The following is a 17,785-nucleotide window of genomic DNA, read 5'->3' on the forward strand; positions in this document are numbered from 1 at the left end:
GGGTGACGAACGGCACAGCACCGATCGCCGCGCGATTGCGAATATGGCTTCCCCAAACCACGCCTTTCGGATCATGGTGCGGGAGGCCCATCGTCGCCATCCGGCCCCACTCTGGCAAGACCGACCGTCATGACATCCCGCTTCGCCCCCCTCTTCGCCGGCCTTGCGCTGCTCACCGTCCTTGCCGGCGGCTACGGCGCGGCCTGGCTGCTGGCCGCCGACACCGCCCGCGACGCCGTGCGCGACTGGGCGGAGGAGCGGCGCGAGGCCGGCTACGGGGTCATGTGGTCGGCGCTGGAAACGTCTGGCTTTCCCGGTGCGGTGACGGTCACCCTGCGCGACCCGCAGGTGCGCTTTCCCGAGGACGAGGGCGGCGGCGGCTGGGCCGCGCCCGCCGTGACCATTTCCGCCCGGCCGTGGAACCCGAGCCTGCTGACGGTGAACGGCACGGGCGAGCACTTCGTCAACTTTGTCGCCGACGGCCGCGTCTTCACCACCCGCACCACCGCCGCGCACGCCGTCGCCCAGGTGGACCTGGCGGACGGCGGCGGCCTGTCCTACGGCCGCATCGACCTGAAGGAGGTGCGGACCGAGGGGCTGGCCCTGGACGCTGCGGTGGTGGAACTGGACTCTCTGACCGCGGCCTTCGAGCACAACCCCGGCGGCCGCGCCAGCCTGTTCGAGCGCACCGAGGCGCGCGATACCGGCATCTTCGGCGCGCTGTCCATCGACCTGCGCGACCTGCGCCTGCCGCCCGACGCCGCCCTGCCCACCGGCCGGATGCTGCAGGAGGTGACGCTCAAGGCCGTGGTGACCCAGGACCTGCCGTCCGGCCCCAACCTCAAGGCCCGGCTGCGCGCCTGGCAGGACAACGGCGGCACCATGGAGGTCGACCGCCTGACGCTCGCCGCCGGGCCCATGCGCATCGGCGCCGTCGGCACGATTGCGCTGGACGACTGGCTGCAGCCCCAGGCCGCCCTGACGGCGCAGATCCGCGGGTTCTTCGAAGCGCTGGAACAGCTGGAGGACCAGGGCGTCATCCGCCCGCGCGACGCCAGCGTCGCCAAGGTGGTGCTGGGCGTGATGGCCAGGCAGCCGCCCGACGGCGGACCGGCCGCGCTGGAACTGCCCATCACCATCCAAAACCGCATGTTCTACCTGGGCCCTGTGGCGCTGGCGGAACTGCCGCCGCTGCGCTGGGGCTTCCAGGCGCCGCCCGGCCCCGGCGAGATCAAGCCCGGCTTCGAGATCGACGAGGACGGTCGCGTCGTGCGGGAGGAATAGGACGTTTTCCTGTCAGGCGCGGTCGCGCCTGAAGGCGTTCAAGCGCCACAGGGGCTCCCGCCTTTCCGCAAGGCCCGACACGGTGTAGGGTCAGCCCATGGACCTCATGCTCTACGTCATCAAGTTCGGAATTCTGTTCGCGGTCGCGTCGGCCGCGATCTGGGCGCTGTCGGGCTTTCGTGCCGAGAAGACCGATGAAAAGACCAACCATCTGCGCGGCTGGTTCCTGGTGGGCATCATGACGGTGGCCGCCATCGCGGTGGCCTTCCTGGGCCACGTCTGACCACCCGCGACGGGACGGGACGAACAGGGGACGCCGCAGGTTCAGTCCGCCCCGGCACGTTCCTTGAGGTTTTCGCGGCACTGGCGCTCCAGGTCGTCCATTTCCGCCAGCGTCAGGTCGATGTCGCGGCGGTGGGCCTCCAGGGCACGGCGGCGCTCCTCGATCTTGTCCAGCAGCAGTTCCAGCTGGCGGCTCTCGCCCATGTCGGTGTCGTAGAGATCCAGGATGTCCTTGATTTCCGACAGCGAAAAGCCCAGACGCTTGCCGCGCAGGATGAGCTTCAGGCGCACCCGGTCGCGCGGCGTGTAGATCCGCCGCTGCCCCTCCCGCATGGGCTGGATGAGGTCTTTGTCCTCGTAGAAACGGATCGCGCGCGCGGTCACGTCGAACTCGCGCGACAGGTCGCTGATGGAATAGGTGCGCTCGGTCATCATAAGACCTTAGTTTACGTGAACGTAAACGTAAAGCAAGCGCAGTTTCCGTTACGGCAGCCCCGGCAGGGTCTGGAACAGACCTTCGCGGCTGATCCGCTCGCCGTCCACCATCAAGCCGGCCACCGCCGCCCGGCCGCGACGGTCGACGGCGACGATGACGCCGAGGCGGCCGTCCTCCGCCGCCAGGGCCTCCAGCCGCCCGCCCGTGTCCTCGGGCACGAAATAGCTTTCGATGCCATAGTCGATGCCCATGACCATGCATCCCTCCGCGCCGCACGAGGGCGGCAGGCGCGGCTCCGGCTCGCCGGCGGGTGCGGGCACCGGCGGATTGCGGTGAACCGTCGCCACACGCCCCTCCAGGTACAGGATCGGACCGATGGGCCGCTGCGTCATCACGCCCGCCGCGCGCCAGCCGCCGCCGGGCTCGGTGGGGCCGGCCAACGGCACGTAGACGGTCTGCCCCGGCGCCACGTCCGGCAAGGGCATCTCCGCCTGGGTCAGAATGGAGGCTTCGTACGTCAGGTCCACATAGTCGCCGCGGAACAGGCTGCGCGGGTCGACGGGCTCGGTCTCCAGCACGATCTCGCGCCCCGTCAACAGGGGCCATTGGCGCCAGACGATCATGGCGACCAGGACGCCCATCATCGCCCCCGCCACCAGGGCCACGCGCGCGCCGCGGGACAGCCGCCACCTCATGCCTGCTTCTCCAGCCGCAGGGCCGAGACCACCAGCGCGGCCCCGGCCAGCGTGAAGAACACGAACAAGGACAGCAGCGACACGTCGCCGCGATAATACAGCCCGACGATGTCGACCGCGAAGGCGCCATAGGCCACCCGCCGCGCCAGCGGGCTGCCGCTGCGCCCGCCGTGAACCGCCAGGCCCACCACCAGCAGCAGGAAGCCGGCGATCATGCCCCAGTCGGCGGCGACGGACCCGCTCCAGGTTTCCAGCCCAATCCGCAGGGGCGCCAGCAGGCCCGCCAGCGCGGCCAGGGCCAGGCGCTCCCACAGGCCGCCGCTGTCGAGCCCGCGCCACCGCACCGCCAGGGCCGCCAGCACCGCCAGGCCGAGACCGGCTCCGGCGGCGCCCAACGCCACGTCGGCGGCGGGGGCGTCAAGGTCCGGCTGCGTGACGATGTAGGCGCAGAGCACCGCTCCCAGAAGCCCCAGCGCGTGCAGCAGCCAGCCGATGCGGGGCACGGCGTCGCCGGCCACCCATGCGGCCAGGGCCGGCACCATGAGCACCGCCGCCGCGCCGGCACCCGAGATGTCCGCCACCTCGAAGGCGAAGCGGGTACCGGCGAGCGCATACCAGCCGGCCAGCACCAGCACGCCGAAGTCCAGGCAGGTCCACCAGCGGCAACGCACGGCCACCGCCGCCAGCACCGCCCACGCCGGCAGGAAGGGCCAGTGCGGAACGGCGTCGAAAGCCAGGATCTCCTGCACCGACCAGATGCCGGCCAGCCCGAAGGCCAGCCACAGCGAGCCCTGGTTGGGGATCAGCACGGCCGCCGCCAGGGCGCCGGCGCCCCACAGGAGGATGCCGTCGGGGAAATGCGCCTGGATGTGATAGATCTGCGCCACCAGCATGATGCCGGCGCCGAACAGCACCGACCCCAGCAGGATCAGCCCCTGCCCCACGCGCGGCCGGCCGCCGCGCCCCTCGAACCACCAGCCGCCGGCGAAGGCGGCCGTCAGGGCGGCGAACAGCACCGCCAGGCGGTCGGCGCGGCCCATCTGGTCCCAGTTGGCGGCGACGAAGGCCAGCGCCCCGGCGGCCAGAAGCAGCGCCCCCAGCATGGCCAGAAGCGCCGCAGTGCGGGGCTTTCCGTCGCGGGCCGCGGCCTCGGCGGCGTCGTTCAGGATGGCGTCGCGGCGGATGGAGACCACCCAGCCCTTGTCGATCCAGCGATCGAGGTCCTTTTCCAGGCGGCTGAGGTAGCGGCGGCGGAACAGCATGAACCGGGCGGGGCTCCCCTGCGGTGGATCGGGCGCGGCGGCGGGACCGCCGAGGGTCTAGCAGGCTGCGGAAAAACCCTTCCGTCCGGGACGGCGGCGTGATTCGATCCTCTTGATGCACTTGGAAGGACGCGATGCGCGGTCAGGACCAGCAGACGGAAGGGCTCTTTTCGTACGTGAGTTGCGAGGCGCGGGTGCCGCCCGATCATCCGCTGCGGGCCATCCGCGCCATCACCGACGAAGCGCTTGAGGTCCTGTCGCCAGAGTTCGAGGGGCTCTACTCGAAGGTCGGGCGGCCGTCCATCCCGCCGGAGAAGCTGCTGCGCGCCCTGCTGTTGCAGGCTTTCTATTCCATTCGCTCCGAACGCCAACTGATGGAGCAGATGGACTACAACCTGCTCTTCCGCTGGTTTGTCGGGCTGTCGATGGACGCCGCCATCTGGGATGTAACGGTCTTCACCAAGAACCGGGACCGCCTCTTGCGCGGCGATGTGGCCGCAAAGTTCCTGGCCGCCGTGGTCGGCCAGGCGCGGGGGCGTGACCTGCTGTCGGACGATCACTTCTCTGTCGACGGCACGATGATCGAGGCGTGGGCGTCGATGAAGAGCTTCCGGCCCAAGGGTGGGGACGACGACGATACCTCCGGCGGCGGACGCAACAGCGAGCGGAATTTCCGGGGCGAGAAGCGGTCCAACGAGACGCATGCCTCGACCACCGATCCCGACGCCCGGCTCTTCCGCAAGGGCAACGGCCAGTCGTCGCAGATGGCCTATCTGGGCCATGTGCTCATGGAGAACCGCAACGGCCTGGTTGTCGGCGCGGCCCTCACCCACGCCACCGGCACCGCCGAACGCGAGGCGGCGCTGGCCCTGCTGGAAGACGGCCGCCACGGTAACCGCCGCGTGACGCTGGGGGCCGACAAGGGCTACGACGTGGCGGGCTTCATCCGGGATTTGCGGACCCGCAAGGTCACGCCGCACATCGCGCGGAACGACCATGTCACGAAGACGGGAAAGCGGCGAAAGAGCAGCATTGACGGCCGCACCACGCGCCATGCCGGCTACGCTGTCAGCCTTCGGGTGCGCAAGCGGATCGAGGAGATCTTCGGCTGGATGAAGACCACGGGCGTCCTGCGCAAGACCCGCCACCGTGGCAAAGATCGCGTCGGCTGGATGTTCACCTTGACCGCCGCCGCCTATAACCTGACAAGGCTGCCCAAGCTGATGGCGGCGGCCTGACGTTGGCCGGAGCCTGTCCGCAAACGGGCAGGTCCGGCCAAACCGGCCGCTACGGCCGCCTCGTGGCCCCTTCTGAAGCGCGACTTTCGCCGCTCAGTTGGGGAAAGGGGGCCGTAAAAGCCGGTTTTTCCGCAGCCTGCTAGAGAAGAAAGATGGTGGCAAGCCCCAGGAAGGCGAAGAAGCCCACCACGTCCGTCACGGTCGTAAGGAAAACGGCCGAGGCGACGGCGGGGTCGATCTTCAACCGCTCCAGCCCCAAGGGTATCAGCAGCCCCACCAGGGCGGCGATGACCAGATTGATGACCATGGCCATGGCGATGACCGCGCCGATCATCGGCTCGTCGAACCACATCCACGCGACCGCGCCGGTCAGCACCGCGAAGGCAAGCCCGTTGATGCCGCCCACCAGCATTTCCTTGCCGAGGATGCGCATGGCGTTGGAGGGATTGAGTTCCTTCATGGCCAGGCCGCGTACGGCGATGGTCAGCGTCTGGGTGCCGGCGTTGCCGCCCATGCTGGCGACGATGGGCATGAGGACCGCCAGCGCGACGACCTTGCTCAGCATGTCCTCGAACAGGCCGATGACCAGCGACGCCAGAATGGCGGTGCCCAGGTTGAGCAGCAGCCATGTGAAGCGGCTGCGCACCGTTTCCCACGTGCTGACGTAAATGGAGCTTTCCGACAGGCCGGCCAGCCGCAGGATGTCGTCCTCGGCCTCTTCGTCGATGACGTCGACGATGTCGTCGATGGTGATGCGCCCGACCAGACGGCCCGAGGCATCGGTGACGGGTGCGGACAAAAGGTCCTTGCGGCGGAACAGGAAGGCCACGTCCTCCTGGTCCATGTCGACGGGCAGGATGTCCATCTCGGTCGACATCACGTCGCGCAGCTTGACCGGGCGCTTGGCGCGCAAAAGCCGGTTCAGGCGCACCACGCCGACGGGCCGGTGGCGCGGATCGACCACGAACAGGACGTAGAAATCCTCGGGCAGGACGGCGTTGGAGCGCAGGTAGTCGATGGCCTCGCCGACGGTCCAGTAGTTCGGCACGGCCACCAGTTCGCGCTGCATGATGCGGCCGGCGGAATATTCCGGATAGTTCAGGCCCTGCTCGATGATGGTCCGCGTCTCGATGGGCAGGCGCGCCAGAACGTGGGCCTGTTCCGCCTCGTCCAGGCGGTCGAGGATGTAGACGGCGTCGTCGGAATCCAGTTCTTCGATGATGGCCGCGAAATCGGCGAAGCCGTAGGTCTCGACGATCTGGTCGCGGATGTCGTCGGGCAGTTCCGGCAGGACTTCCGGATTGAAGTCCGGCCGCAGCAGTTCGATCAGCCGTCGGCGGTGGTCGCCGTGCAGGCTTTCGATCAGGTCGGCGCAGTCGGCGTAGTGCAGCGGCACGACCAGCTCGCGCACCACATCCTCGTGCCCGTTCTCGAGGGCATCATCGATTTCCGCCACGAAATCAGGGTCCAGGCCGAAGATGTCCTCCGGCTGACCCGATTCCTCGCGCGGCAGGCTGCGTACCCGGTTCTCCATGACGGACGTCCCCCTTGTGCCCGAGGTCTTGCCCATGTCCGGGACGCCTGCATGACGGGAGCGGCGGGGGGAGCCCTCTCCCGTCATGTACGCGTTCCGGTGCGCCCGTTAAAGCACGGGTGGCGGGCTTTTTCCAGTTTTTCCAAGGCTGAAACGGCAACCGGGGCCGCCGCATGCATGCGATCGGCCCCGGCTGAAAACCTGGTGCGGTCGAGAAGACTCGAACTTCCACCCCCTTTCGGGGACAGCGACCTCAACGCTGCGCGTCTACCAATTCCGCCACGACCGCACGGTAGACCGGCTTGGGACTGTTTGGCCGCCGGACCGATCCGGAGGCGCCCCGCGCCGTTCGAGGAAGCGTGACTTAACAAATCGGACGCGCTAAATCAAGGGACATGACGACCGATCCGCAAAATATCCTGCCCGAGCCCGAGTGGCGCTTCAGCGATGGATACGTCGACTATCCCGACGCCGTCGCCGCCATGGAAGACCGCGTGCGCGCCATCCGCGAGGACGGGGCGCCGGAACTGGTATGGCTGCTGGAGCATCCGCCGCTCTATACCGCCGGCACCTCGGCCAACGCGGGCGACCTGCTGACGCCCGACCGCTTTCCGGTTTACCAGACGGGGCGCGGCGGCCAGTACACCTATCACGGCCCCGGCCAGCGGGTCGGGTACGTGATGCTCGACCTCAAGCAGCGCGGGGCGGACGTGCGGTGCTACGTCCATGATCTTGAGGAATGGATCATCCGCACGCTGGACCGCTTCACCATCAAGGGCGAGCGGCGCGAGGGGCGGGTCGGCATCTGGGTGGACCGGGGCATGGGCCGCGAGGACAAGATCGCCGCCATCGGCGTGCGCGTCCGCCGCTGGGTGAGCTTCCACGGCATCGCCCTGAACGTGGAGCCCGACCTGTCCCACTTCACCGGCATCGTCCCCTGCGGCATACGCGAGCACGGCGTGACCAGCCTGTGGGACCTGGGCATCACCGCGACCATGGAAGAGGTGGACATGGCCCTGCAGGACGCCTTCGACGAGGTGTTCCAGCGCGAGGGCAAGACCGCGCGGGCGTGCCGGGCGGAATAGCCGTCGGAAGGAGGCGTCGACCGGGTCCGCGCAGCGCTGTCCTCGCGCCCTTTCTTCGTGGCCAAGAATAGCGCAGGAAGCAAAGAAAACGGCGCGGCCCCTTTCAGGAGCCGCGCCGTCTTTCATTCCGCGTCTGGCGAAGCGCCGGATCAGCGCACCTTGCCGGACACCACGCACTCGGCGATCTGGACCGCGTTCAGGGCAGCACCCTTCAGCAGCTGGTCGCCGCAGACGAAGATGTCCAGGCCGTGGTCGCCGAAGACGATGCTCTGGCGGATGCGGCCCACTTCCACGTCGTAGTGGCCGCTGGCGTTCAGCGGCATGGGGTAGGCGTTGGCCTCCGGGTCGTCGACGATCTTCACGCCCGGCGCGTCGGACAGGGCCTCGCGGGCGGCCTGCGGGGTGACGGGCTTGTCGAATTCCAGGGTCGCGGCCTCGGCGTGGGCGCGCAGGGTCGGGATGCGCACCGCCGTGCAGGACAGCGGCAGGTCGGGGATGCGCATGATCTTGCGCGTCTCCCAGGTGACCTTCATCTCTTCCTTGGTGTAGCCGTTGTCCTGGAACTTGTCGATGTGCGGGATCACGTTGAACGGCAGCGGGTGGACGAAGACCTTGTTGCTGCTCTGGCCGCCCTGGAGGATGTTGCGGGTCTCCTCCTCCAGTTCCTTCATGCCCGGCGCGCCGGAGCCCGACGCCGCCTGGTAGGTGGAGACGATGGCGCGCTTCAGGCCGAACTTGGCGTGCAGCGGCTGCAGGGCCACGGCCAGGATGGCGGTGGTGCAGTTGGGATTGGCGATGATCTTCGCGTCGCCAATGGCGTCGGCGTTGATCTCGGGCACCACCAGCGGCTTGTCGTCGTCGTAGCGGAAGGCCGAGGAGTTGTCGATCACGGTCACGCCGCGCTCAGCCAGCTGCGGGGCATATTCCTTGGAGAAATCACCCGAAACGGCGAGCAGCGCCACGTCGCACTCGGCAACCGAGTCGACCGTGAACTCCTCGATGGTCTTGCTGCCGAAGGGAGTCTCCAGGGTTTTGCCGGCGCTGCGCGCGGACGCAAACAGCCGCAGGTCGGTCAGCGGGAAGTTCCGGTCGTGCAGGACGGTGACCATTTCGGTCCCGACGGCACCCGTGACACCCACGACGGCAACCTTCACCCCGGGAACCATATCCTTCGTCATAATCAAAAGCTCCTGTTGTTCCTTTTGTAAGGAGGACGCGCCTTATAACAGATTCCGGAACAGATTTGAACCGGGTTCGAGTCGGACCCCGGCCGGACCCCGCGCGGTCTCTCCTTGGCCGCATCAAGTAGTGCGCGATTCCTGTTCCGGTAGAGGGCTTTACGATTTCTTGGGAAATGGCGCGTAAACCGGATGGTGTCGTTTCATCCCGAAGTCCCGGCCGCCCGCCGGACGCCCACCCAGGAGCCCCGTCCCATGCCGACCATCGCCGAAGCCGCCCTGCGCCTGCCGGGACTCGACGCCGACCCGCTCGCCCTGCTGATCGCCGCCGGCGGGCTGACGCTGGGGCTGATGATCCTCTATCACGGCTTGGCGCCGCTGGAGCCGGTGCTGGGCGCGCGGGCGCACAAGATGCTGGGCGGCGCCGCGCTTGGCCTGTTCGCCGCCTGGTTTGTGGTGACGGCGGCGTGGCTGCTGGGGATGGGGTGAGCGGGGCGGGGCTTGACGCCAGACCTCAACCTGATCTGCGCCAGAACCTTGCCTCCGTCATGGACGAGGTAACGGGCTCCAACGGCTCCGTCGTCGTCACGCGCCAGAAGGCGCGGCCGGTCGTGCTGATGTCCTATGACGAGTTCCGCAGCTGGCAGGAGACCGACAAGCGCGTCGTCAAGAAGATCAACACGCTGCGCAAGGACGCTCAACGCGCTCCCTTCACCGGCCTCGGCAAGCCCGAACCGCTGAAGGAGAGCCTTTCCGGCTGGTGGTCGCGGCACATCGCCGGCGAACACCGCCTGGTCTACCGCGCCAGCGGCGACGATGACGACCGCGTGCTGATCGTCGCCCAGTGCCGCTATCATTACTGACGGCGCTCCACTGACAGCCCCCTCACCCCGTCTTCCTGAACCCCTGCCCCGGATCGCCGTCGTAGGGTTCCGCCGCCACCTGCTCGACACGGGCTGCGGCCGGGCCGTCGTGGCAGCGGCGGAGCATGTCGTCCACGGCCTCTTCCGGCCCGTGGAAGACCGCCTCGACGCTGCCGTCCTGCCTGTTGCGGACCCAGCCCGACAGGCCGAGGGCTTGCGCCTGCTCCTCGGTCCAGGCGCGGTAGAAGACGCCCTGGACCCGGCCGGTGATGACGGCGTGAACGGTCTTCATCGTCTCATCCTCCCCTGTGCAGTCCTGCATTCCGTGACGGAGCAACGCCCCGCCTACTCTGCCGGGTCCAGGGTCGGCGGCGGGGCGCTGGGGCGCGGCGGGATGGTGGGCACTGGCGTGTCGAGCTGCGCATCCACCACCGTCAGCGCCGTCATGTTCACCAGCCCCCGCACCGTCACCGACGGCGTCACGATGTGCGCCGGCTGCGCCACACCCAGCAGGATCGGGCCGATGTTCAGGCCGTCGCCCAGCACCTTCAGCATGTTGAAGGCGATGTTGGCGGCATCCTGGTTGGGCATGACCAGCAGGTTGGCCTCGCCCGACAGGCGGCTGCCGGGGAAGATACGCTCGCGGATGATTGCCGAGAGGGCGGCGTCGGAGTGCATCTCGCCCTCCACCTCCAGGTCCGGCGCGCGGTGCCAGACGGCCTCCACGGCGCGGCGCATCTTGGCCGCCGAGGCATCGTCGTGGCTGCCGAAGTTGGAGTGCGACAGCAGCGCCGCCTTGGGCTCGATGCCGAAGCGCCGCACCTCCTCGGCCGCCAGCAGGGTGATCTCGCTCAACTGGTCGGCCGTGGGGTCGGGGTTCACGTAGGTGTCGGTGAGGAAATACGTGCCCTTCTGCAGGATCAGAAGGTTCATGGCCGCGACGGTGTTCACGCCGGGCTGCACGCCCAGCACGTCGACGATGTATTGCAGGTGCGACGCATAGCGGCCGGTTGAGCCGCAGATCATGCCGTCGGCCTCGCCCCGCTGCACCATGAGGGCGGCGAACACCGTGTTGCGGCTGCGCACGATGGTCCGCGCGTAGTCCGGCGACACGCCGCGCCGGCGCATCAGCCGGTGATAGGCGTCGGAATAGCTGTGGTAGCGGATGTCGCGGATGATCTCGACGACCTCCACGTCCTCGTCCAGGTCCAGGCGCAGGCCCATCTGCTTGCAGCGCTCGGCGATCACGTCCCGGCGGCCGATGAGGATGGGCCTGGCCATGCCCTCGTCGATCACCGTGCGGGCGGCCCGCAGCACGCGCTCGTCCTCGCCCTCGGCATAGACGATCCGCTTGGGGTGGGCCTGGGCGCGCTCGAACACCGGCTTCATGACAAGGCCCGAGCGGAACACGTACTGCGCCAGGCGCTCGCGGTAGGCGCGGAAGTCCTCGATGGGGCGGGTCGCGACGCCGGTCTCCATGGCCGCCCTGGCGACCGCCGGCGCGATCTCCAGGATCAGGCGCGGGTCGAAGGGCTTGGGCAGGATGTAGTCGCGGCCGAAGCGCAGCTTTTCCCCGCCGTAGGCCGAAGCGACCACGTCCGACGGCTCCGCCTGGGTCAGCCGGGCGATGGCCTCCACGCAGGCCAGCTTCATGGCCTCGTTGATCTGCGTTGCGCCGACGTCCAGGGCGCCCCGGAAGATGAAGGGGAAGCACAGCACGTTGTTGACCTGGTTGGGGAAATCCGACCGGCCGGTGGCGATGATGGCGTCGGGGCGGGCCTCCTTCGCCACATCGGGCATGATCTCCGGCACCGGATTGGCGAGCGCCAGGATCAGGGGCGACTCGGCCATTCCCTTGACGTGCTCGGGCGTCAGCACGTTGGGCCCCGACAGGCCGAGGAACACGTCTGCGTCCGGCATCACGTCGTCCAGCGTGCGCAGATCGGTGGCCTGGGCGTAGGCATCCTTGAAGCCGTTCATGCCGATCTGGCGGCCCTCGTAGACCAGTCCGTCACGGTCGACCAGCCAGACGTTCTCGCGCTTCACGCCCATTTCCACCAGCAGGTCCAGGCAGGCGATGCCCGCCGCGCCGCCACCGGTGGAGACCACCTTGACGTCCCCGGCCTTCTTGCCGGCGATGGTCAGGCCGTTGCGCACCGCGGCGGCGACCACGATGGCCGTGCCGTGCTGGTCGTCGTGGAAGACCGGGATGGACATGCTCTCGCGGCAGCGGCGCTCGACCTCGAAGCACTCGGGGGCGCGGATATCTTCAAGGTTGATGGCGCCGAAGGTGGGCTCCAGCGCCTTGACGATCTCGACGAGCTTGTCGGGGTCCTTTTCGTTCAGTTCGATGTCGAAGACGTCGATTCCGGCGAACTTCTTGAACAGGACCGCCTTGCCTTCCATCACCGGCTTGGAGGCCAGCGGGCCGATGTCGCCCAGGCCCAGCACGGCGGTGCCGTTGGTGACGACCGCGACCAGGTTCTGCCGCGCCGTCACCTCGGCCGCCTGGGCGGCATCGGCGACGATGGCCTCGCACGCGGCCGCCACGCCGGGGCTGTAGGCCAGCGCCAGGTCGCGCTGGTTCGCCATCGGCTTGGTGGGCGTTATCGCGAGCTTCCCGGGGGTCGGCCAGCGATGGTACGTCAGTGCCAGTTCGTTGAAATCGCGAGTCATGCGCCCTGCCTTAACTGAATTCCGGTTAAACGCCCGAAAGCGGCGGCTTCCTTGGGCTTTATACGCGCCTTGAGCCGGTTTCCCAAGCGCCGGACGTGCGGCAGCGCAGCATGGGGGCATGCACGGCCCGAAGACGAGGGCAAAAACCCGCCCTTCGATACCAACGCCCCGGTCACGAAAAACGGCGGCCCCAACCGGAGCCGCCGTCCTTCCTTCAACCCGCCGGGCCGAAGCCTCACTCGAACTCGATGATGATCTCGTCCACCGAGAGGGAAGCGCCGGGCGCGGCATGGATCTTCTTCACCGTGCCGTCCATTTCGGCCTTCAGCACGTTTTCCATCTTCATGGCCTCGACCACCGCCAGCGTCTCGCCGGACTTGACCTCCTGGCCCTCGGACACCGCCACCGAGACCAGCAGGCCCGGCATCGGCGAGAGCAGGAACTTGGACAGGTCGGGCGGCTCCTTCTTGGGCATGACCTTGGCCAGTTCGGCCCCGCGCGGCGTGTAGACCGTGGCAAGGGCCTGCGCCCCGTTGTTGAACAAGCGGTAGCCGATGCCCAGGCCGTCCACCTGAACGGTGACCTCCTTGCCCTTCACGGTGCCCACGAACAGGGGCTCGCCAAAGGTCCAGTCGGTCATGACGGGATAGGACTCGCCCTCGATCTCCACGGCGTAGTGCTCGCCGTTGCCGGCGCGCTCCACGCGGACGGGGTGGTAGTCGTCGTTCAGACGCACCACCCAGTCGGTGCGGATGTGCATCTCGTGGCCGGGAAGCTGGCCCGAGACCGACGCCGCACGGTCGGCGTACAGGCGGTTGATGACCGCCGCCACCGCCACCAGCACCGAGGGGTCCTCGGCCGGCAGGTCGTCGGCGGAAAAGCCGTCGGCGTATTCCTCGGCGATGAAGTTGGTGGTCAGGTTGCCGTCCACGAAGCGCTGCTTGCTCATCAGCGACGCCAGGAACGGAATGTTGTGGCTGATGCCGCGGATGTAGAACTCGTCCAGCGCCTTGCGCATCTCGGTGATGGCGGCGTTGCGGTCGGCGCCGTAGGTGATCAGCTTGGCGACCATGGGGTCGTAGAACATGCTGATCTCGCCGCCGTCGTAGACGCCGGTATCGACGCGGACGGTGTCGCTTTCCTTGGGCGGCCGGTAGTACACCAGGCGGCCGGTGGACGGCAGGAAGTTGCGGTAGGGGTCTTCCGCGTAGATGCGGGATTCCATCGCCCAACCGGTCAGCTTGATGTCGTCCTGGGTCAGCGTCAGCTTTTCGCCGGCGGCGATGCGGATCATCCACTCCACCAGATCCAGCCCCGTGACCAGTTCGGTCACCGGATGCTCCACCTGCAGGCGGGTGTTCATCTCCAGGAAGTAGAAGTTCCGGTTGGCGTCGACGATGAACTCCACCGTACCGGCCGACTTGTAATCCACGGCCTTGGACAGGGCCACGGCCTGCTCGCCCATGGCCTTGCGGGTGGCCTCGTCGATGAACGGCGACGGCGCTTCCTCGATGACCTTCTGGTGGCGGCGCTGGATGGAGCACTCGCGCTCGCCGACATAGAGGCAGGTCTCGCCGTCCGACAGGACCTGGATCTCGATGTGGCGCGGCTGCTCGATGAACTTCTCGATGAAGACGCGGTCGTCACCGAAGGAGGATCGCGCCTCGTTGGTGGCGGATTCGAAGCCCTCGCGGGCCTCTTTCACGTTCCAGGCCAGGCGCATGCCCTTGCCGCCGCCGCCGGCGGAGGCCTTGATCATGACCGGGAAGCCGATCTCCTCGGCGATCTTCACCGCTTCCTCGGTGTCCTTGATGACGCCCATGTAGCCGGGAACGGTGTTCACGCCGGCTTCCTTGGCGAGCTTCTTGGACTCGATCTTGTCGCCCATGGCGCTGATGGCCCAGGCATCGGGACCGATGAAGGCGATGCCCTTCTCGGCCAGGGCCTTCTGGAAGGCTTGGTTCTCCGACAGGAAGCCGTACCCCGGGTGGACCGCTTCGGCGCCGGTGTCCACGCAGGCCTGCACGATCTTGTCGATCAGCAGGTAGGACTGGTTCGACGGCGGCGGCCCCAGCAGCACCCCCTCGTCGGCCATCTGCACGTGCAGGGCGTCGCGGTCGGCCTCGGAATACACGGCGACCGTGGCAATGCCCATCTTCTTCGCCGTCTTGATGACGCGGCAGGCAATCTCACCGCGGTTGGCGATCAGGATTTTCTTGAACATCGTCGTTTTCGTCCCCTCATCGACGGAGGCGTCCCGAACGGTGTGCGGCGTGGCCACCAAGACACCAAGTACACCAAGAAATCGTGCTTACGTCACAAATCTGCGAATGCCGTTCCGTATCATTGGGACGTTAAAATTGATCAGCAGGCCGATACGGCATCCACTAAGGCGCAAATATGTGAGCAACTGCGCCTCGTGTAACGGATTGGCCTTCTCGACCGCCTTGACCTCCACGATCAGAACATCCTCAACCAGAATGTCTGCGCGGAACGCGCCTTCAAGCCGAAGGCCGTCATAAACGACCGGGAGCGGCACCTGCCGGACGGCCTTGATGCGTCGCTTTTCCAACTCGTGACAAAGACAGCTCTCGTAGACCGTCTCCAGCAGGCCGGGGCCCAGCGCGGAATGGACCTTGAAGGCCGCATCAACCGTCTGCCGTTCCAGGGCGTCCAGCGCCGCTGGCACGGCTTCCTCGGTGTTCTTGGTGTCTTGGTGGCTCACCCTCTCACACCGCCAAACTCGTAGGCATTAAAGCGGAATGTTGCCGTGCTTGCGCCACGGGTTTTCCAGCTGCTTGTCGCGCAGCATGGCCAGCGAGCGGCAGATGCGCTTGCGGGTGTTGTGCGGCATGATCACGTCGTCGATGTACCCGCGCGAGCCGGCCACGAACGGGTTGGCGAACTTCTGGCGGTATTCCTCGGTGCGCTCGGCAATCTTTTCCTCGTTGCCGAGGTCGCCGCGGAAGATGATCTCCACCGCGCCCTTCGGCCCCATCACCGCAATTTCTGCCGTCGGCCACGCATAGTTCACGTCGCCGCGCAGGTGCTTGGACGCCATGACGTCATAGGCCCCGCCATAGGCCTTGCGCGTGATGACCGTCACCTTCGGCACGGTGGCCTCGGCATAGGCATACAGCAGCTTGGCGCCATGCTTGATGATGCCGCCGTATTCCTGCGTGGTGCCCGGCATGAAGCCCGGAACGTCGACGAAGGTCACCACGGGGATGTTGAAGCAGTCGCAGTAGCGCACGAATCGGGCGGCCTTGCGGCTGGAGTCGATGTCCAGGCAGCCGGCCAGCACCATCGGCTGGTTGGCGACGATGCCCACCGTGCGGCCCTCGAAGCGGGCGAAGCCGGTGATGATGTTCTTGGCGTACTCGGGCTGGACCTCGAAGAAGTCCTGCTCATCGGCCACCTTGGTGATCAACTCCTTCATGTCGTAGGGCATGTTGGGGTTGTCGGGGATGAGCGTGTCCAGCGAGTATTCCGCGCGGTCCGACGGGTCGTCGGTCGGGCGCTGCGGCGGGTCCTCGCGGTTGGAGGAGGGCATGAAGTCCATGAAGCGGCGCAGTTGCGCGATCGCCTGCACGTCGTCCTCGAACGCCAGGTCGGCCACGCCGGACTTGCCGGTGTGGGTGATGGCGCCGCCCAGTTCCTCGGCCGTCACCTGCTCGTGCGTCACCGTCTTCACCACGTCGGGGCCGGTGACGAACATGTAGGAGCTGTCCTTCACCATGAAGATGAAGTCCGTCATGGCCGGGGAGTACACGGCACCGCCGGCGCAGGGCCCCATGATCATCGACACCTGCGGGATCACGCCCGACGCCATGACGTTGCGCTGGAAGACCTCCGCATAGCCGCCCAGCGACGCCACACCTTCCTGGATGCGAGCGCCGCCCGAGTCGTTCAGGCCGATCACGGGCGCGCCGACCTTCATGGCCTGGTCCATGATCTTGCAGATCTTCTCGGCGTGCGCTTCCGACAACGAGCCGCCGAAGACCGTGAAGTCCTGGCTGAAGACGAACACGAGGCGGCCGTTGATGGTGCCGTAGCCGGTCACCACGCCGTCGCCGGGCGTCTTGTTCTCCTGCATGCCGAAATCGGCGCAGCGGTGTTCGACGAACATGTCCCATTCTTCGAAGGACCCTTCGTCGAGCAGCAGTTCCAGGCGCTCGCGCGCCGTCAACTTGCCCTTGCCGTGCTGCGCGTCAATGCGTCGCTGACCACCGCCAGCGCGGGCCTGGTCGCGTTTCTCCTCGAGCAGACGAATGATCTCTTGCATTGGCTCCCTCAACTTGGCGGAGGTCCCACCCGATTTGGTGGGGAGTTGGAATAGCACCTTGCGCGCCGTGTTGCCATAGAAAAGGCGCCCCGAACCCGCGGGACGCCTTCACTTTTCGCAATAAAGCCAATCCGTTTGTCGGACTTACGAACCCAAAAGAGCAAGGAAACGGGCTGCGTCGGCAATATCCTTGCGCTGACGCTCCAGTCGCGCCTGGGCCTCGGCATCGACGCCCCAATGCTCCATCTGGAACAGTTCATCCAGATAGGCGGCCCGATACGCCGCTTCGGCGTCCAGGCGGCCCTCCAGCAGCGCCAGGGCCAGCACCAGCGAGCCCAGCGGCGCGACGGCGGCCTGCAGCGCGGTCAGGCGCCAGTCGTCCAGTTCCGCCACGGCCGCCCGCAGGGCCCGCAGCGCCTCCGGCGGCTGGTCCACGGGCATCAGGCCGGCGGTGTGGCACAGCGTGGCGTCGTAGCGCTGCCGCGCCCAGTCCAGCAGCGGCTGCCACGCCGTCGCCTGGCGCGCGGCCAGATCGGCGTCCTCGGCCTCAGCCACGCGGTAGCAGAGCAGTTCCGTCTCGGCGAAGCGCAAGACCTCCTCGATCATGGCGTCGCGCAGCGGCGCGACGCGGTCGATGGCGCTGTTGGCGAGCTGTGTGAGCGGCATGTTGTCGAGCACCAGCGTCTCGCCCTGCTCGTTCCACTCCGCCGCGATGGCGTCGGCCAGCGCCGGAAACGGCACCGCCAGCGCCGCCTTCGAGGGCGTGCGCACCGGGCGGCCGTCCAGGTGCACCGCGTGCAGGCCGCCCTCGGCCGGCACGGCCTCGGCGGTCTTGTAGAAACGCTTCATGGGGCGATTGACGAGCGAACTCATGTCCTAAGGCACCTTGTGCGAATGATCGGAAACGGCGACGGCGGAGGCACGGGGAGCCTTTTCCCGATGCCTCCGCCGCCTGCCATGCGATGGT

General features: G+C 67.5%; 17 protein-coding genes and 1 tRNA gene. 6 read left to right on the forward strand and 12 right to left on the reverse strand.

The window, feature by feature from the left end:
• The first annotated feature begins 129 nt into the window (after positions 1-129).
• Both LG334_RS19365 and LG334_RS19370 read left to right on the forward strand, forming a co-directional pair.
• Positions 130-1,284, forward strand: coding sequence for a DUF2125 domain-containing protein (locus LG334_RS19365; RefSeq protein WP_404380605.1), 1,155 nt, complete (start codon positions 130-132; stop codon positions 1,282-1,284).
• 97 nt (positions 1,285-1,381) lie between these two features.
• Positions 1,382-1,567 (forward strand): hypothetical protein, encoded by a 186-nt coding sequence (locus tag LG334_RS19370; RefSeq protein WP_404380607.1) that lies wholly within the window; start codon positions 1,382-1,384, stop codon positions 1,565-1,567.
• Between the two features lie 41 nt (positions 1,568-1,608).
• Here the strand turns inward: LG334_RS19370 and LG334_RS19375 are convergent, their stop codons facing one another.
• Genes LG334_RS19375 through LG334_RS19385 form a run of 3 tightly spaced genes read right to left on the reverse strand, consistent with a single transcriptional unit; the run spans position 1,609 to position 3,959 of the window.
• Positions 1,609-2,001, reverse strand: coding sequence for a MerR family DNA-binding transcriptional regulator (locus LG334_RS19375; protein WP_404380609.1), 393 nt, complete (start codon positions 1,999-2,001; stop codon positions 1,609-1,611).
• A gap of 48 nt (positions 2,002-2,049) precedes the next feature.
• Complete coding sequence (locus LG334_RS19380) at positions 2,050-2,697, reverse strand: GDYXXLXY domain-containing protein (RefSeq protein ID WP_404380611.1); 648 nt, start codon at positions 2,695-2,697, stop codon at positions 2,050-2,052.
• Complete coding sequence (locus LG334_RS19385) at positions 2,694-3,959, reverse strand: DUF2157 domain-containing protein (protein ID WP_404380613.1); 1,266 nt, start codon at positions 3,957-3,959, stop codon at positions 2,694-2,696. The genes LG334_RS19380 and LG334_RS19385 overlap by 4 nt, the downstream gene beginning before the upstream one ends.
• Positions 3,960-4,093: 134 nt before the next feature.
• Here LG334_RS19385 and LG334_RS19390 point away from each other — a divergent pair, with 134 nt between their 5' ends.
• Positions 4,094-5,197 carry an IS5 family transposase gene (locus tag LG334_RS19390; RefSeq protein WP_404380374.1) on the forward strand — a complete coding sequence of 368 codons (1,104 nt, stop codon included), beginning with the start codon at positions 4,094-4,096 and terminating at the stop codon, positions 5,195-5,197.
• Positions 5,198-5,336: 139 nt separating this feature from the next.
• Here the strand turns inward: LG334_RS19390 and mgtE are convergent, their stop codons facing one another.
• Together mgtE and LG334_RS19400 are read right to left on the reverse strand one after the other, a co-directional pair.
• Positions 5,337-6,731 carry a magnesium transporter gene (mgtE, locus tag LG334_RS19395; RefSeq protein WP_404380615.1) on the reverse strand — a complete coding sequence of 465 codons (1,395 nt, stop codon included), beginning with the start codon at positions 6,729-6,731 and terminating at the stop codon, positions 5,337-5,339.
• Positions 6,732-6,933: 202 nt separating this feature from the next.
• Positions 6,934-7,020 (reverse strand) — tRNA-Leu (locus tag LG334_RS19400).
• A 106-nt stretch (positions 7,021-7,126) separates the two neighbouring features.
• Here LG334_RS19400 and lipB point away from each other — a divergent pair.
• Positions 7,127-7,816, forward strand: coding sequence for a lipoyl(octanoyl) transferase LipB (lipB, locus tag LG334_RS19405; RefSeq protein WP_404380617.1), 690 nt, complete (start codon positions 7,127-7,129; stop codon positions 7,814-7,816).
• 149 nt (positions 7,817-7,965) lie between these two features.
• Here the strand turns inward: lipB and LG334_RS19410 are convergent, their stop codons facing one another.
• Positions 7,966-8,994, reverse strand: a complete 1,029-nt coding sequence (locus LG334_RS19410) for an aspartate-semialdehyde dehydrogenase (RefSeq protein WP_404380619.1) — start codon at positions 8,992-8,994, stop codon at positions 7,966-7,968.
• A 255-nt stretch (positions 8,995-9,249) separates the two neighbouring features.
• Between LG334_RS19410 and LG334_RS19415 the strand changes: the two genes are divergently transcribed.
• Complete coding sequence (locus LG334_RS19415) at positions 9,250-9,483, forward strand: hypothetical protein (protein ID WP_404380621.1); 234 nt, start codon at positions 9,250-9,252, stop codon at positions 9,481-9,483.
• Between the two features lie 59 nt (positions 9,484-9,542).
• The gene (locus tag LG334_RS19420; RefSeq protein WP_404380623.1) at positions 9,543-9,857 is read left to right on the forward strand and encodes a Txe/YoeB family addiction module toxin; all 315 of its coding nucleotides are present in this window, start codon (positions 9,543-9,545) and stop codon (positions 9,855-9,857) included.
• 22 nt (positions 9,858-9,879) lie between these two features.
• Here the strand turns inward: LG334_RS19420 and LG334_RS19425 are convergent, their stop codons facing one another.
• The 6 genes from LG334_RS19425 to LG334_RS19450 all read right to left on the reverse strand — a co-directional run bounded on the left by LG334_RS19425 (position 9,880) and on the right by LG334_RS19450 (position 17,691).
• Positions 9,880-10,149: an acylphosphatase gene (locus LG334_RS19425; RefSeq protein WP_404380625.1), complete on the reverse strand. Its 270-nt coding sequence runs from the start codon at positions 10,147-10,149 to the stop codon at positions 9,880-9,882.
• A 53-nt stretch (positions 10,150-10,202) separates the two neighbouring features.
• Entirely contained in the window at positions 10,203-12,533 is a 2,331-nt protein-coding gene (locus tag LG334_RS19430) for an NADP-dependent malic enzyme (RefSeq protein WP_404380627.1), read from the reverse strand.
• Positions 12,534-12,768: 235 nt separating this feature from the next.
• A complete protein-coding gene (locus tag LG334_RS19435) occupies positions 12,769-14,757 on the reverse strand; it encodes an acetyl-CoA carboxylase biotin carboxylase subunit (protein WP_404380629.1) in 1,989 nt (662 codons plus the stop codon).
• Between the two features lie 87 nt (positions 14,758-14,844).
• Positions 14,845-15,258, reverse strand: a complete 414-nt coding sequence (locus LG334_RS19440; RefSeq protein WP_404380631.1) for a GxxExxY protein — start codon at positions 15,256-15,258, stop codon at positions 14,845-14,847.
• A 27-nt stretch (positions 15,259-15,285) separates the two neighbouring features.
• On the reverse strand, positions 15,286-16,818 hold the full coding sequence (locus LG334_RS19445) for an acyl-CoA carboxylase subunit beta (protein WP_404380633.1): 1,533 nt from the start codon (positions 16,816-16,818) through the stop codon (positions 15,286-15,288).
• Positions 16,819-16,962: 144 nt separating this feature from the next.
• The gene (locus LG334_RS19450) at positions 16,963-17,691 is read right to left on the reverse strand and encodes an ATP12 family chaperone protein (RefSeq protein WP_404380635.1); all 729 of its coding nucleotides are present in this window, start codon (positions 17,689-17,691) and stop codon (positions 16,963-16,965) included.
• Between the last annotated feature and the right edge of the window lie 94 nt (positions 17,692-17,785).

The organism is Caenispirillum salinarum (assembly GCF_044803115.1).
In the GTDB taxonomy this organism is placed as follows: domain Bacteria; phylum Pseudomonadota; class Alphaproteobacteria; order Rhodospirillales; family Rhodospirillaceae; genus Caenispirillum; species Caenispirillum salinarum_A.